General features: G+C 61.3%; 14 protein-coding genes. 1 reads left to right on the top strand and 13 read right to left on the bottom strand.

The window, feature by feature from the left end; translation table 11 throughout:
• The 3 genes from J9870_RS11975 to J9870_RS11965 all read right to left on the bottom strand — a co-directional run bounded on the left by J9870_RS11975 (position 1) and on the right by J9870_RS11965 (position 2342).
• Positions 1 to 777: an amino acid ABC transporter permease gene (locus J9870_RS11975; RefSeq protein WP_210644248.1), complete on the bottom strand. Its 777-nt coding sequence runs from the start codon at positions 775 to 777 to the stop codon at positions 1 to 3.
• Positions 778 to 789: 12 nt separating this feature from the next.
• Positions 790 to 1596: an ABC transporter substrate-binding protein gene (locus tag J9870_RS11970; protein ID WP_210644246.1), complete on the bottom strand. Its 807-nt coding sequence runs from the start codon at positions 1594 to 1596 to the stop codon at positions 790 to 792.
• A 77-nt stretch (positions 1597 to 1673) separates the two neighbouring features.
• Positions 1674 to 2342, bottom strand: coding sequence for a GntR family transcriptional regulator (locus J9870_RS11965; RefSeq protein ID WP_210644244.1), 669 nt, complete (start codon positions 2340 to 2342; stop codon positions 1674 to 1676).
• Between J9870_RS11965 and J9870_RS11960 the strand changes: the two genes are divergently transcribed.
• The gene (locus tag J9870_RS11960; protein ID WP_210644242.1) at positions 2341 to 2541 is read left to right on the top strand and encodes a hypothetical protein; all 201 of its coding nucleotides are present in this window, start codon (positions 2341 to 2343) and stop codon (positions 2539 to 2541) included. The genes J9870_RS11965 and J9870_RS11960 overlap by 2 nt on opposite strands.
• 15 nt (positions 2542 to 2556) lie before the next feature.
• Here J9870_RS11960 and J9870_RS11955 read toward each other — a convergent pair whose 3' ends face one another.
• The 10 genes from J9870_RS11955 to J9870_RS11910 form a co-directional block, all read right to left on the bottom strand.
• Complete coding sequence (locus tag J9870_RS11955; RefSeq protein WP_210644240.1) at positions 2557 to 3495, bottom strand: helix-turn-helix domain-containing protein; 939 nt, start codon at positions 3493 to 3495, stop codon at positions 2557 to 2559.
• A 76-nt stretch (positions 3496 to 3571) separates the two neighbouring features.
• Positions 3572 to 4336: a 2-keto-4-pentenoate hydratase gene (locus J9870_RS11950; RefSeq protein WP_210644239.1), complete on the bottom strand. Its 765-nt coding sequence runs from the start codon at positions 4334 to 4336 to the stop codon at positions 3572 to 3574.
• Positions 4333 to 5940, bottom strand: a complete 1608-nt coding sequence (locus tag J9870_RS11945) for a bifunctional 3-(3-hydroxy-phenyl)propionate/3-hydroxycinnamic acid hydroxylase (protein WP_210644237.1) — start codon at positions 5938 to 5940, stop codon at positions 4333 to 4335. The genes J9870_RS11950 and J9870_RS11945 overlap by 4 nt, the downstream gene beginning before the upstream one ends.
• 2 nt (positions 5941 to 5942) lie before the next feature.
• Entirely contained in the window at positions 5943 to 6806 is an 864-nt protein-coding gene (locus tag J9870_RS11940; protein ID WP_135845949.1) for an alpha/beta hydrolase, read from the bottom strand.
• 27 nt (positions 6807 to 6833) lie between these two features.
• Entirely contained in the window at positions 6834 to 7436 is a 603-nt protein-coding gene (locus tag J9870_RS11935) for an amino acid synthesis family protein (protein WP_135845950.1), read from the bottom strand.
• A 13-nt stretch (positions 7437 to 7449) separates the two neighbouring features.
• On the bottom strand, positions 7450 to 7899 hold the full coding sequence (locus J9870_RS11930) for a VOC family protein (RefSeq protein ID WP_135845951.1): 450 nt from the start codon (positions 7897 to 7899) through the stop codon (positions 7450 to 7452).
• Positions 7900 to 7910: 11 nt separating this feature from the next.
• Complete coding sequence (locus tag J9870_RS11925) at positions 7911 to 8951, bottom strand: YCF48-related protein (protein WP_135845952.1); 1041 nt, start codon at positions 8949 to 8951, stop codon at positions 7911 to 7913.
• Between the two features lie 12 nt (positions 8952 to 8963).
• On the bottom strand, positions 8964 to 9758 hold the full coding sequence (locus J9870_RS11920; RefSeq protein WP_210644235.1) for an SDR family oxidoreductase: 795 nt from the start codon (positions 9756 to 9758) through the stop codon (positions 8964 to 8966).
• A 26-nt stretch (positions 9759 to 9784) separates the two neighbouring features.
• Complete coding sequence (locus J9870_RS11915) at positions 9785 to 11275, bottom strand: aldehyde dehydrogenase family protein (protein ID WP_210644233.1); 1491 nt, start codon at positions 11273 to 11275, stop codon at positions 9785 to 9787.
• A gap of 10 nt (positions 11276 to 11285) precedes the next feature.
• Complete coding sequence (locus J9870_RS11910) at positions 11286 to 12827, bottom strand: acetolactate synthase large subunit (protein ID WP_210644231.1); 1542 nt, start codon at positions 12825 to 12827, stop codon at positions 11286 to 11288.
• Positions 12828 to 13086: the final 259 nt, after the last annotated feature.

The raw sequence follows: 13086 nt of genomic DNA, 5'->3' as shown, positions 1-13086 counted from the left end.
TTAACGTGCCCTCAGCAGGTTCAGGGTGCTGCGACCGAACATCCGCGTCGACGCTGGCGGTGGTGACGAGGGCCGGTCCGATTGACCGAAACGGGCCTCCAGCCAGCGCTGGAAAAAGCCCCACAACGTGGTCAGCAACAGGAAGTAGATCGCCACCACCAGGTACAGCTCGAACACCCGGAACGTTGCCGACGTGACCATTTGGGTGCTGAGCAGCAGCTCCTGTACGCCGATCACGCTGACCAACGTGGTGTTCTTGAGCATCACGTTGAATTCGTTGCCCAGCGGCGGGACGATGACCCGGAACGCCTGGGGCAGGACGACACGGCGCATCAGCTTGGCGAAGGTCATGCCCAGGGAACGCCCGGCTTCGTATTGGCCCTTGTCGACCGCGCCGATGCCGGCCCGAATGATCTCGGCCATATAAGCGCCTTCGTTGAGGCCCAAGGCAATGATCGCCGCCTGGATATTGCCGGGGATCACCAGGCCGAACAGGTCAATGTCTTCGAAGCGGAAAATCCCGCCGGCAGCCAGTGCGGTGTAGAGAAAAACGATTTGCACCAGCAGCGGCGTGCCCCGCATCAGCCATACGTAAAAGCGCACCGGCAGGTTCAGCAACGGGTTACGCGACAACCGCAGCAACGCCGCGGCCAGCCCCAGCACACAGCCCAGCAGCATCGCCAGCACGCTGATCAGGCAGGTCAGCCAGAGCCCGGTGAGGTAGACCCCACTGGGTTGTAGCAGGTACTGCCAGAACACATCCCAATTGAAATTCATCGATGGTTCACCTCAATCGAGTGTGTCACTGGCGACATGCCATTTACCGAGCAGTTGGCTGTAGCTGCCATCACTGCGCATGTCGCTGATCACTTGCTGGACCGCAGTGGTCAGTTGCGGATCATCCTTGCGAATGCCCAGGCCAGTGAGAATCCGGCTGAAGGCTGGGACCCCTTCTTCAAACAGGTCGGGGGCCATGGCAGCGTAATACCCGGCGGTTTCCACGGTGGTGCCGTAGGCGTCCACCTGACTGATGCGCAAGGCTTGGAAAGCATCGGTGTCGGTGTTGTAGACCACCAGTTTCATTGCAGGCTTGCCGGCCTTGGCCAGGGTTTCGTTCTCGGCGTCGAGCAGGGTCTTGATGGTGGAACCGTTGAGCACCGCGACCTTGTGCCCGGACAGGTCCGACAGCGTCTTGAGACCCTTTGGATTGCCCTTGGGCACCACCACCGCCTGGCTGGAATACATGTAGTTGACGATGTCGATCACCTCGCGGCGCTCGGGCTTGTCAAACAACTGGTCGACGATCATGTCGCACTGCTTGGCCAGCAAGGCCGGGAGCAGTCCGGAAAAGGGAATGACCCGCCACTCGACCTTCTTGCCGCCCAGGCGCTTGGCGATTTCCAAGCCCAGGTCGACGGTCAGGCCACGGGGTTTCTGCGCTTCATCGAAAGACACCAAGGGTGGCGAATCCATGCCCGAGCAGTAGACAAGTTTATCGACCTTGAGCAAGCGCTCCGGAACAACGGGCGCGGCAACCGCCCACTGAGCACAGAATCCCAAGGATAAGGCGGCAACCAACACGCGAGGCTTATGCATGACCAGACACTCCAGTTCAGTTAGTAACGGGCAGTACTCAAAGTCAAAACACGGCAGGATCTAGTGTCCTGCTCTGGTTATTTTTTCGATTGCAGGAACTCGATCAATTCAGGAACGGTGCCTTCGATGTGCGCACGCACCACCGCCTCGGCCTTCTCGGCGTCGCCAGCACGAATCGCGTCGAGGATCAGCATGTGCTCCTGGCGTGCACTGAGGGGTTTGTCCACGTGTTGCAGCCACAGGCGCATGGGCGCCTCGATCAATGAATAGAGGGCACTGATCTGTTTCAGCAAGCGGGGTCGACCGCTGAGGCTGCACAGGTATTCATGAAAGGCGCGATGCCGGCTGACCCATTCGGCGCTTTCCTCGCGGTAATCGTCCATCTCGTCCAGCAGCCGCTCCAAGGCAGCCAATTGACGCTCGCCGATCCTGGCTACCGCGACACGGATCGCCAAGCCTTCAAGGACGCTACGCATCTCGAAGACTTCATGCAGCTCTTCGATGTCCAGGCCACTGACAATGGCCCCGCGATTGGGCCGAAGAGTCACCAGGCCCTGAGCATCCAATCGACGAAACGCCTCGCGCACGGGCATGCGACTCATGCCGATTTCGCTGGCGATGTCTTCGGCGATCAACCGGTCACCCTTGCGGAATCGGCCGCCGCAAATGGCATCCAGCAGGAAGTTGTATGCCTCCTCCTCGGCCGTCATCGGCGGGCGTTCAACGTAACTCGGAGCGAATTGCATGGCTGCACCTTTTGAATTTTTGTATCCAATTATCCATAAATTCAAAAAAGCAGGTTGCGTGCCAACTGCATGGATTGGTGTGCAAGTGATTGATTTAAGGGAAAGAGTCTTGCTGTGGGGCATGCAAGGCCCCGGCGTTACTTGGGTAGACGTGCTACCAAATGGCTCAGGCTGCGGCCATTACTGTGCACAGCGGTAGCCAGGTAACACTCAATCATCCAGCCCTGGGCGTGTCCGAAGGTGACTCACCAAACAGCGTTCGGTAATGCGTCGCGAAGTGGCTCAGGTGGAAGAACCCCATGGCGACGGCGATCTCACCGACATTCAGCGTGCTTGCACAGGTCGTGATCAAGCGCCGTCGTACGGCATTGAGCCTCAGGTTACGCAGGTACTCGACCGGACGCATTCCGGTGACCGCCTGGAAACTGTTTTGCAGGGTCCTGCGGCTCACCCGTAATTGCTCGCACAGATCAAGAATGCTCAGCGATGTATCACCACTGTCGACGACCAATTCCTGGCAGCGCTTGACCAGGTAGGCACTGACGGCGACGTTACCGCGACGGCCACGAACCTCGTCCGAGGCGTGACTGAACAAATCGAGGAAGGCGTTGAGCAGCACCTCTTCCAACATTTTTTCCGAGGCTGGCGTGATGGCATCCGCTTGTTCCAAAAGGTGACGGAACAACGGATGAATCCTTTGCTGGACCCTGAGCAGCACCGCTTCATCCACGCTGATCTGGGACTCGCTTTTCAAACGCTTGAGCTGTTCGTTCGACAGTTCGTAGGCCGCCAGTTTAGCGAAACGAACAGTGTCAACGTTGACCGCGAAAAAGTGCGTACCTTCCGGGGCATGCAAGACAAAGTCCTCGCCATCGCGCAGCAACACCACGCTGTGGGCGCCGACCTGATGCCCTTGGACCACCGGCGCACTGCCCAGCGACATGGCAATGCACAAGCGCCCTTTTGGTGCGCAGCCGCGTTGCACTACACGTTTATCCAGCACTTCCTGGAAAATCTGGAAGCGATCAGCGCAAATCTGTCGCAGCTCGCTGGAAAGGCATCCGCGACCGAGTTGGTCATAGACTTGTTGCCAGCCCAGGATGGAGCCGGCGTGTTGCTGGGGATCATTGAAGGTACGGACTTCGGCGAGCATGGTCATCGTTCCTCGGTGGTCCGGTTCTTATTGTCGGCTCATGAGTTGCTCGATCCTCCCTGACGATGGCCGTGGTTCACGCCTGGAAAACCAAAGCCAGTTCCATGCCAAGCATGTGCAACCGGTACTCGCCCGCCTGGATAGCCATGGGTGGCAACAACGCTCCGGACAGCACGACGTGGCCCGCCTCAACGCACTGCCCGTCGGCCAGCAAGCGTCGCACCAGCCAGCACAGGTTTGCCTGGGGTGTATCCTCGCGCGCCTGGGCATTGCCTTCGCCGCAGGGCACCCCGTCGCACTCCAGGCGATAGGTCACGTGGGCCAATTGCTCAGGATGAAACCTGATTCGCGAGCCAAGGCAATAAAGCCCCGCGGCGGCATTGTCGGCCAGAAACGCCCCGACGCCGAAACGCCAACCGTCCCAGCGACAATCGGCAATTTCGAACGCCGGCGTGACCTCTGACACGGCGGCCAGAATATCTTCGTCGCTGTAAAAACCAGGCACCAGCGTACGCCCCAGGACAAACGCCAACTCGATTTCCAGCTTGGGCTGGATCAGCCGGGCAAGCGCCAGCGTACTGCCGGGCTCCACAGTCATGGCATCGGTCAGCCCGCCCAATACCGGTTCATCAATACCAAAACGGTCCTGGGCAGCGCGGCCAGCGAAAGCCACCTTCCATCCGGTCAACTGCTCACCCGCGACCTGGCGTCGGCGCAATGCCTCGCGCTGCAAGGTGTAGCCCGCCGATAGGTCGAAGGCATGAGGCTCCAACGAAGGCAGGGCGTGTACGGCCTGCGCAGCATCGTGAAGCCGGACCAGCAGATCATCTTCGCGCCTCATGAGAGTTGCTCCGCCAGTTTGCGCAATACGCCTTCGAGCCGCTCGGGTGTGGTGATCGCCGCGACAAACCGATCCGGCCGTACCACCACGATGCAATCTCGCACCTTGGCAAACCACTCGCCCAGACGGTTATCGACGTCCTCGACGCAAATGGCGCCACCGGCAGACAAGGGCTGGTTACGCCCCACGCCACTGCGCGAACGATTGATCTGGATGAAGCGCGTGTCCCAGCGCGCCCACCAGGCGGCGGTCTGCTCGCTGAGCTGTTCGCTCGGATTGACCCGATACCCCAGCACCGCATAGGAATGACCCAACACCTCGTCCAGGCGCCGGCGCTGGCCCTGGGCATCTTCGATAGACGGCTGGATGAACAACTGCCCGACCAGATCATCCTCATGCAGCTCGGCGCGCTCGTGATAAACCAGGCCTTTGGTAATGGTCGCCTTGGGTTTGAACTTGAATTCCAACAAGTGCGAACGCAGGTTGTCGACGCTGTTGACGGCCTGGAACAACCAGTCCCGGACACCGGCCATCAACGGATTGGTCAGCCCCAGGACGGCGCCCATGTTGTCGGCCAACGCGATGAGATCGGTCGCATGCCCACGGCGCTCCTGATCGTAGCTGGCAAGAATTGCCGGCGACGCGCGCCCTTGGAGAATCGCGGCAAGCTTCCAGGCGACGTTGGCGACATCCCGCAGGCCCGAATTGAGCCCCTGCCCGGCCCAGGGCGGGGAAATATGCGCCGCATCCCCCACCAGTGCCACCCGGCCCTGGACAAAGCGCGCCGCGACCCGGGAGTTATGGGTGTAGGCGCGGATCCGGATGATTTCCAGTTGATCGACCGCATCGCCGATATGCCCACGGATCAAGTCCCGGATCGTCGCCTCCTCGCACATCCTGGTCTCGTCTTCGCCCTCCAGGAGCATGAACTCCCAGCGCCGTTGCTGATACGGCAGGTAGATGCAGACGAAGGGGCGCTGAGGGTCGGCATGCAGGGCCGTATAAGGTGCATCCAGGGTGTCGTTGGCCGTGTCGATCACCACCCATTTGCGCGGATGGGTCAGCCCCAGGAGTTCGATACCGAGTTTCTTGCGCACGCTGGAACGTCCGCCATCGGCACCGATCACGTACTGCGCCTGCAATTGATAGAGCTCGCCCCCGGCATCGCGCACCTGCAAGGTCACGCCCTCGGCATCCTGCTCCAGGTCGAGCATTTCATGGCCCTGGCGCAACTGGACGCTGGTGTGTTTGCCCAGTTGCTCGCGCAACGTCGTTTCAAGCAACTGTTGCATGAAGATGTTGCGCATCGGCCAGCCATAGTTAGCCGTACTCGGCTTGACCTCGGCAAAACAGACGCCGCGCGCATTGTAGTAACGCAACGGCACGTTGCAGATCATGTCGCGCGCGGCCAGCTCGGCGATGCCGATGCCTTGCAACACCCGCAGCGCCTCGTCATCCATGCCCACCGCGCGGGGATACGGCAGGACGCCGTCAGCCAGCTCAAGGACGACGCAGTCGATTCCGTACAGCCCCATGTAATGAGCAGCCGTGATCCCGTTCGGGCCGCCACCCACAATGACAACCTGGGTTTTCTCCTGCTTCATCGCTATTCACCGCTTTGTTGTTGTGGTTGTAGGCGTTGGTCGTGCAAATAATCCATGACGACAAGGTTGAACATTTCGCTCTGGTCATCATGGACGTAATGACTGGCGTCGGCGATTTCCTCTGCCCGTACCCATGGATTGGCTTGCTTGATCGCCTCAAGGGTCGCCAAGGGCAGGAAATCGGAACGCGCGCCACGGATGAACAGCGTCGGACAATCCAGTGCCCGTACCGCAGGCCAAAGGTCAGTCGGGGTAATACTCAGGCGCGCCTGGGCAATGCCTTGCTGATCGTGACGCCATTCGATTCCGGACAGCGTTTCTTTCATAGAGTGCATCAATCTGGAAGCCAACCCCTCCAGCGACAGGCCTGGTCGGGCCTGGCGCCAGAATTGAGCGGCACTCTCCCAGTCAGGAAACACCAGCGGCGTCTGGCTCATCTCGCGCCGAATGCGTTCGGCGCCATCACCACTGACCGAAGAGCCGGGACCGATGTCCTCGATCACCAAGGCTTGCAGTCGCCCCGGATTGAGTCGCGCATACTCCAAGGCATTGGTGCCGCCGAGGGAATGCCCCACCAGGACAAAACGCTGCAGTCCCAAATGCGCCACCAGGTCTTCAAGGTCGCTGACATAGGCCTCGGTCCGGTAACTGGAGGGATCCGCCCAGTCGCTGTAGCCACGACCGCGCTGGTCAAGGGCATAGCAGCAGTAGCGCTCGCCCAGCGCATTGGCCAGGCCATCCCAGGTCTGGGCGTAGGAGCGCAGCCCGTGCAGCAACACCACCGCGATGCCCGACGGGTTGCCCCACGACAGATAGTGCAGGCGCATCTGCGAGCGATTGGTGAAGAAGTGGCTGTTTGCAGACATTCGTTTGCTCTCCACGATCAACCCACCTCAATGCAGGCCATCATTGCCCTTGATGTCTGCGGCCTGGAGACCGCCCAGGCGTGCATGCAAACGCCCGCGCGTGGCGAAGGCCCAGATGATGATCAACTCGTCCGCCGAGGGTCCATCACCGAACGACAGCGAAATGCTGTCGTAGTGCGAGCGGACATACAGCGCGTCCTTGTGAGCCAGCGGCACATCGATGGTCGCGCCAGGCCCGCCACGCTTGCCCGTGGAAGGGACCCAGGACTTGCCACCGCCCAATGCGACGCGGATCGGATCCGCCGCCGGATTGGTCAGCAATGCGTTGCCATGCTCGTACTCGCCCTGGCTGCCCACCAGGCAAGCCTTGCCATAACTGACAACCTCACGCTGCCCCGCCAGTTCCTGTATGCGACGGCCAAATTCCTGGCCCAACAAAGGGGATGGCTCGATCAGTTCGGCCAGACTTTCGCTGTAGCGCCCGGCATAGGGATTGGCGATCACTGCGGCAATGGCGTATTTGAACAATGGTTCGCCATCGGCCAACTGGCCACTTTCGTTGGCCAGGGTTTCCTCGACGAAGCTATACCATTTGCGGATGTGGTAACTGGCGAAATTTGCGGTTTTCATAAGACAGGTCTCTTTAAAGTGGGTCGAGATCAAAATTGCGGCTGGGTGCTCCGGCGGCCTTGAAACGGGCCTTGCCTCGCTCATCGTCGTGTTCGGTCTCGAGAAAGAATTCCATGCGATTGCCGTCGGGGTCGTTGAAGTACACGCCGTTGCCGATTTCGTGATCGGTGATCTTCACCACCTCGATTCCCTTGGCGAGCAACATGCCGTAGAGCTGGCGCAGCGTGGTCATGTCACCCGCGATTTCCAGCCCGTAGTGCTGCAGGCCCAAGCCGCCCTGATGGGCCCCCGGTTCTGCGCGGATCAAGGCAATGTCGTGATGCTTGGCACCAAACGCCATCATGACCCAGCTATCACCCCTGGCGCTTTCGTGCATGCCCAGAACATCGGCGTACCAACGTGCCGACGCTTCAGGATCGCTCACGAACAGCGACAGGTGAGTTCGAACGACCTCGACTTTCATCGTGCGATACCTCAGTTTTTCTTGACGATGGATTGATGCCCGGACTTGATCTGTGCCACGGCGGGCGTCCAGAGCACATCGGCGATTTCACTGAACTCACGCCACTGCTTCTGCCAGCCGTCACCGCCGTTTTCGGAGGTGAACAGATGTCCGTACTTGGTCCCGGCGACGATCTGGCGAGGGTCGGCAGGGTTGAAGGCAATCGCCCAGATACAGGAATTGGGTTGTTGCGGCAGTGGCAACACTTCCCAACTGAGGGCGGCATCCCGAGAGATGAGCACCTTGCTGGTCGTGCCAGGAGTACCGTCGGAAATACTCAGGTAGAGGGTGCTTTCACTGCCCAGCGGTGCGTTCATGGCGCGCACGTAGTACAGGCCGAACGTTTCCCGGGCGATGATGCCCGTCCAGGTTTGCCCTTCGTCCAGGCTGCGGTAAACGGCGTTGACGCACACCACCACGATGACCTTCTGGCCATGGTTGGGCAGGACCAGGATGTTGTGGACATCCGAGTTGAAGTCCCACAGCAGCCGATCGTCGACGCGGGTCCAGGAATCACCACCATCACGGCTGTGAAACAACCCGCCCTCTTCCAGGCCGAACCAGAGCTGGTTGCGATCCGTCGGGTCGTAGGCGAAGGCCAGCAAGCGCGGACGACTGACCCCTTCACAGAATTCGGGGATATCCACCGGCGCGCGCTCCCAGCTCAGGCCGGCGTCGAGGGTACGCCACAGCACGGCACGTGAAGGCGCGCCGGTGCCGACGAAAATACGCCGCGCATCCTGTGGATCGACGGCAACCTTCCATACGGTCTGGCCGTTGAACGGCGAATCCACCCGCTGCCAATGGCCGCCGGTGTCATGACTGACGCACAGGCCGACGTCGGTACCGGCATAGATCACTTCAGGCGCGCCGGGATGAACGCTCAGGGATCGGGTGATTGCATCAAACTCAAGATCTTGTCCCAGCCCCAGGCGATGCCAGGTATGGCCATCGTCGGCGCTACGGATCACCGCCTGTCCCACAGTGGCGACCAAAAGGGTTCCGTTACTCATCACTGCTGCTCCTCAAATGAAGATGCCACGGGTCAAGCCGCCATCGATGCCAATGGACTCCCCGGTCACGGCGCCCGCCTTGGGGGAAGCCAGGAAACCGATCAGCCAGCCCATTTCGATGGGCGCCAACGTGCGCCGGATCGGCGTCGCGTCGATGTAGCCCTGCTCTACCTGCTCAGGTGTCTTGCCCTGCTTGACGCCTTCGCGCTCGTACAGCTCCTGGATGTGCGGGGTGTCCACTACACCGGGGTGAATCAGATTGACGGTGATGCCCGATGGGCCCAATTGATCGGAGAGGGTCTTGGTCATGTGGGCGATGGCCAGGTTGCGCATGCCCGAGAGCACCTTGCTGCCACGCCCGGTCAGGCCACCGATGTTGATGATGCGACCGAAACCGCCGGCCTTCATGTGCGGGGTCACCGCCTTGGCGCAACGGAAATAGCCGATCACCTTGGTGTTCAGGTCCGAGAGCAATTCGTCGTCACCGGCGTGTTCGATGTCGTTGCGCACCACACCGGACGGAGCCGCGGCGCCGTTGACCAGGATGTCGATGCGGCCAAAGTGCTTGTGGGCCGCCTCGACCATGTCGGACACCGCCGACATCTGGTTGGTGTCACAGAACAACGGCAGCACTTCGTTGCCGGTCTGCGCGGTGATTTCCTCGGCGGCCTGCTGGAGAAACTCCATGCGCCGCGCACAGATCACCACCTTGCAACCTTCCTGGGACAGGAAACGCGCGACTTCCTTGCCGATACCCATACCACCGCCGGTGACGATCGCCACGCGGCCTTGCAATTCCAGATCCATAGCAGTTCCTCTTGTGATTGTTCGGCTCAGGCGAGATCGACGAAGACACTTTTGGTTTCGGTGTAGGCATCGATCACGTTCTTGCCCATTTCCCGGCCCCAGCCGGATTGCTTGTAGCCGCCAAATGGCGAGGCTGGGTCGACGACGTTCCAGCAGTTGATCCACACCGAACCGGCCTTCAACTGCGCAGCCACGCGATGGGCGGAACGCAAGTCACGGGTCCAGAGGCCGGCGGCCAAGCCATAGGGTGAGTCGTTGGCACGCAGCACCAACTCATCGATCTCGGTCCAACTCATCACGGTCAGCACCGGCCCGAAGATTTCTTCCCGGGCGACACAGGCACGCTCGGCGCGGTCGAGAAACACGCTAGGCCGGATGAAGTGGCCACGCTCCAGGTGGGCCGGACGGTCACCGCCGCAGATCAGTTGCGCGCCTTCTTCCTGGCCCCGTTGCAGGTAGCCACGGACCGTGCCCAATTGCCGCGCCGAGACCAGCGGCCCCATGCTGTTGGCCGGATCCAGGCCAGGCCCCAATACATGGGCGGCCGCGTGGCGCTGGAGTTCTTCCAGCACCTGGTCGAGGACGCTGGCGTGCACGTACAGACGCGATCCAGCGGTGCAGACTTGCCCCTGGTTGTAGAAAATGCCGTCGGCGGCGCCTTTGGCGGCCCGGACGATATCGGCGTCCGGCAGGATGATGTTGGGGGACTTGCCACCCAGCTCCAGCGAAACCTTCTTCATGTTGCCGGTGGCGGCCTGGGCGATCAGCCTTCCCACCTGGGTCGAGCCGGTGAAGGCGATCTTGTCCACGTCCGGGTGCTGGGCCAGCGGTGCGCCGGTATGCATGCCAAGGCCGGTGAGCAGGTTGACCACCCCGGCCGGGAAACCGGCGGCCTCGATCAATTGCACCAGGCGAATGGCAACCAGGGGGGTCTGTTCAGCGGGCTTGAGCACCGCGACACAGCCGGTCGCCAACACCGGGCCGAGCTTCCACACGCACATGGTCAGCGGGAAGTTCCACGGCACGATCAACGCGCAGACACCCACCGGCTCACGCAAGGTGTAGTTGAGCATCGGTGCGCCACTGGAGGGCGACACCGGCAGCGTGCTGCCTTCGATCTTGGTCGGCCAGCCGGCAAAGTAGCGAATGATATTGGCCGCACTGGCCGCTTCCCCGCGGGCGTTGGCGATCGGCTTGCCGTTTTCCAGGGTGATCAGTTGCGCCAGCTCTTCGCGATGCTGGTCGAGCAGTTCCGCCAGGCGAAACAGCAACAACCCACGCTGGGCCGGTGACTGCTGCGCCCAGGGCCCCGTGAAGGCCGCGCGGGCGGCAGCGACGGCGGCATCCACGTCGCGTTCGCCGCCTTCGGCGACTTCAGCCAGGGTCTGTTCAGTGGCTGGGTTTTCCACGGCAAACCGGCGACCATTGGCGGCGTCCTGCCAGGTGCCGCCGATAAACAGGCGGCCCGGTTGCGACAGGAACTTCTCGACGGCAGGTAACAATTGAATCTGGTTCATATCCGCTCCTTCACAGCGCCATTTCAATCAGGCAAGGACCGCCGTCGGCCCTGGCGTTGGCCAGGGCGCGGTGCAGCTCACCATTGGTGTGCACGGTGCTGGCCGGCAAGCCATAGCCCTTGGCCAAGGCTTTCCAATCAATGCGTGGACGGTCCAGTACGGTCAGGCTCAAGGCCTCGGGGCCCAGCTCGGTCATGCCAAAGCGGCGCAGCTCGTTCTGCAAAATCGCGTAGCGATGGTTGGCCGCAATCAGGATCACCACCGGCAGTTGCTCGCGAGCGATGCTCCACAGGGTCTGGATGGTGTACTGGGCACTGCCGTCCGATTGCAGGCAGAACACCGCGTTGCCACGCTCGGCCAGGGCAGCGCCAAAGCCCACCGGAATCCCCTGGCCGATGGCCCCGCCGGTATTGGTCAAGACCCGATGCCGCGCGGCGTGGGCCGAGGCGGTGAAGAATGGATAGCCGCATGTCCCGCCTTCCACCGAAACGATGCAGTCGTCCGGCAGCGATGCGGCCAGCACTTGCCCCACGGACTGGGGCGTCAACGTGGCATCGCCTGATGGCAGCTCGATACCGATTGGCGTTGACACATAAGCCGGCGCCTCAAGCGCATCGGCAAGCGCAGTGAGCGCTCCGGCAACGTCGTCCCCGACTTCCGCCAGGCAGAGCAGGCGTTCACGTTCCGCCAGGCGAGAAGCGATGCCTTCATAGCCGAAATAACTGATCGGTTCCGGCACGCCGGCACAAACCACCGCGTCGTATTGATCAAGGATCTCAATGGCCACTTCGGGGAAGTAAGGCAGGCGATCCAGGTCAGGCAGGCCACCGCCGCGATAGCTCAGGCGCGGAAAGGTTTCGGCGAACAGGCGCACCCCCGGCAACTGGGCCAGGCGCCCCGCCGCTTCGAGCCCGGCCACGGACAAACCTTGGTCGCCAACGATAAAAACCAGGCGCCGGCCATCACGCAGTGCCTGGGCGACCGCCTCGATCCGGTCACCGGCAAAACGCCGAACCGGAGCCTGCAACGTGGTGAAGGCGCGCTCACGCTGTACTTCATGGGCTTGCAGGTCCATTGGCAGGATCAGGCTGGAAATCTGCCCCTTGGCTTGCCAGGCCGCGCGCACGGCTTCCTGGAAATCCTCCCCTACGCCTGACGCGGTGCGCGACGTGCGCACCCAGCCAGAAACGCTCCCGGCCAGCGCCTGGATATCACTGGCCAGCGGCGGATCGTAATTGACGTGCCATGACGCGTGATCGCCGATGACGTTGACGATCGGGGTGTTGGCGCGCCGCGCGTTGTGCAGGTTGGCAATGCCGTTGGCAAAGCCTGGCCCCAGGTGGGTCAGGGTCATGGCCGGCTTGCCGGCAATCCGACCGTAGCCGTCGGCGGCCCCGGTGCATACCCCCTCGAACAAGGACAACACCGGCTTGAGGGCTGGCGCACTGGCCATGGCTGCCACCAGGGGAATTTCAGTCGTTCCGGGATTGGCGAAGCAGTATTCGATACCGCTTGCCACCGCCGCCTTCACTATCAGTTGCGCACCATTCATTTCCAGCCCTCTTGATCGAGCGTTTGCAGTGGCTGAGATTTATCACACAGAAGAACGGACAAAACAAGCTGTTTTCTTGCATTAAAATCATATTTTGAGATTAATGCATTTTTTAAGCGATCAATTCGCTCCAATTCAGCTTGTATTTCTCAGGCATTGGGTTACCGTGACAACGCGCTCCTGAGCGAGCCCGCGGGCTTTTCTTCACCGCCGCGGCTACCTATAGTGCTCACCCAACGACCACCTACGCGCCATTCCC

Origin of the sequence: Pseudomonas sp. Tri1, assembly GCF_017968885.1 — a bacterium.
Lineage (GTDB): Bacteria > Pseudomonadota > Gammaproteobacteria > Pseudomonadales > Pseudomonadaceae > Aquipseudomonas.
This window is presented reverse-complemented; position numbering and strand designations above follow the sequence as displayed.

What these genes read in the sequence shown, in the direction of transcription:
- J9870_RS11975 (WP_210644248.1), bottom strand. Translation starts at nt 777, where the DNA reads ATGAATTTCAATTGGGATGTGTTCTGGCAGTACCTGCTACAACCCAGT.
- J9870_RS11970 (WP_210644246.1), bottom strand. Translation starts at nt 1,596, where the DNA reads ATGCATAAGCCTCGCGTGTTGGTTGCCGCCTTATCCTTGGGATTCTGT.
- J9870_RS11960 (WP_210644242.1), top strand. Translation starts at nt 2,341, where the DNA reads ATGGCTGCACCTTTTGAATTTTTGTATCCAATTATCCATAAATTCAAA.
- J9870_RS11965 (WP_210644244.1), bottom strand. Translation starts at nt 2,342, where the DNA reads ATGCAATTCGCTCCGAGTTACGTTGAACGCCCGCCGATGACGGCCGAG.
- J9870_RS11955 (WP_210644240.1), bottom strand. Translation starts at nt 3,495, where the DNA reads ATGCTCGCCGAAGTCCGTACCTTCAATGATCCCCAGCAACACGCCGGC.
- J9870_RS11950 (WP_210644239.1), bottom strand. Translation starts at nt 4,336, where the DNA reads ATGAGGCGCGAAGATGATCTGCTGGTCCGGCTTCACGATGCTGCGCAG.
- J9870_RS11945 (WP_210644237.1), bottom strand. Translation starts at nt 5,940, where the DNA reads ATGAAGCAGGAGAAAACCCAGGTTGTCATTGTGGGTGGCGGCCCGAAC.
- J9870_RS11940 (WP_135845949.1), bottom strand. Translation starts at nt 6,806, where the DNA reads ATGTCTGCAAACAGCCACTTCTTCACCAATCGCTCGCAGATGCGCCTG.
- J9870_RS11935 (WP_135845950.1), bottom strand. Translation starts at nt 7,436, where the DNA reads ATGAAAACCGCAAATTTCGCCAGTTACCACATCCGCAAATGGTATAGC.
- J9870_RS11930 (WP_135845951.1), bottom strand. Translation starts at nt 7,899, where the DNA reads ATGAAAGTCGAGGTCGTTCGAACTCACCTGTCGCTGTTCGTGAGCGAT.
- J9870_RS11925 (WP_135845952.1), bottom strand. Translation starts at nt 8,951, where the DNA reads ATGAGTAACGGAACCCTTTTGGTCGCCACTGTGGGACAGGCGGTGATC.
- J9870_RS11920 (WP_210644235.1), bottom strand. Translation starts at nt 9,758, where the DNA reads ATGGATCTGGAATTGCAAGGCCGCGTGGCGATCGTCACCGGCGGTGGT.
- J9870_RS11915 (WP_210644233.1), bottom strand. Translation starts at nt 11,275, where the DNA reads ATGAACCAGATTCAATTGTTACCTGCCGTCGAGAAGTTCCTGTCGCAA.
- J9870_RS11910 (WP_210644231.1), bottom strand. Translation starts at nt 12,827, where the DNA reads ATGAATGGTGCGCAACTGATAGTGAAGGCGGCGGTGGCAAGCGGTATC.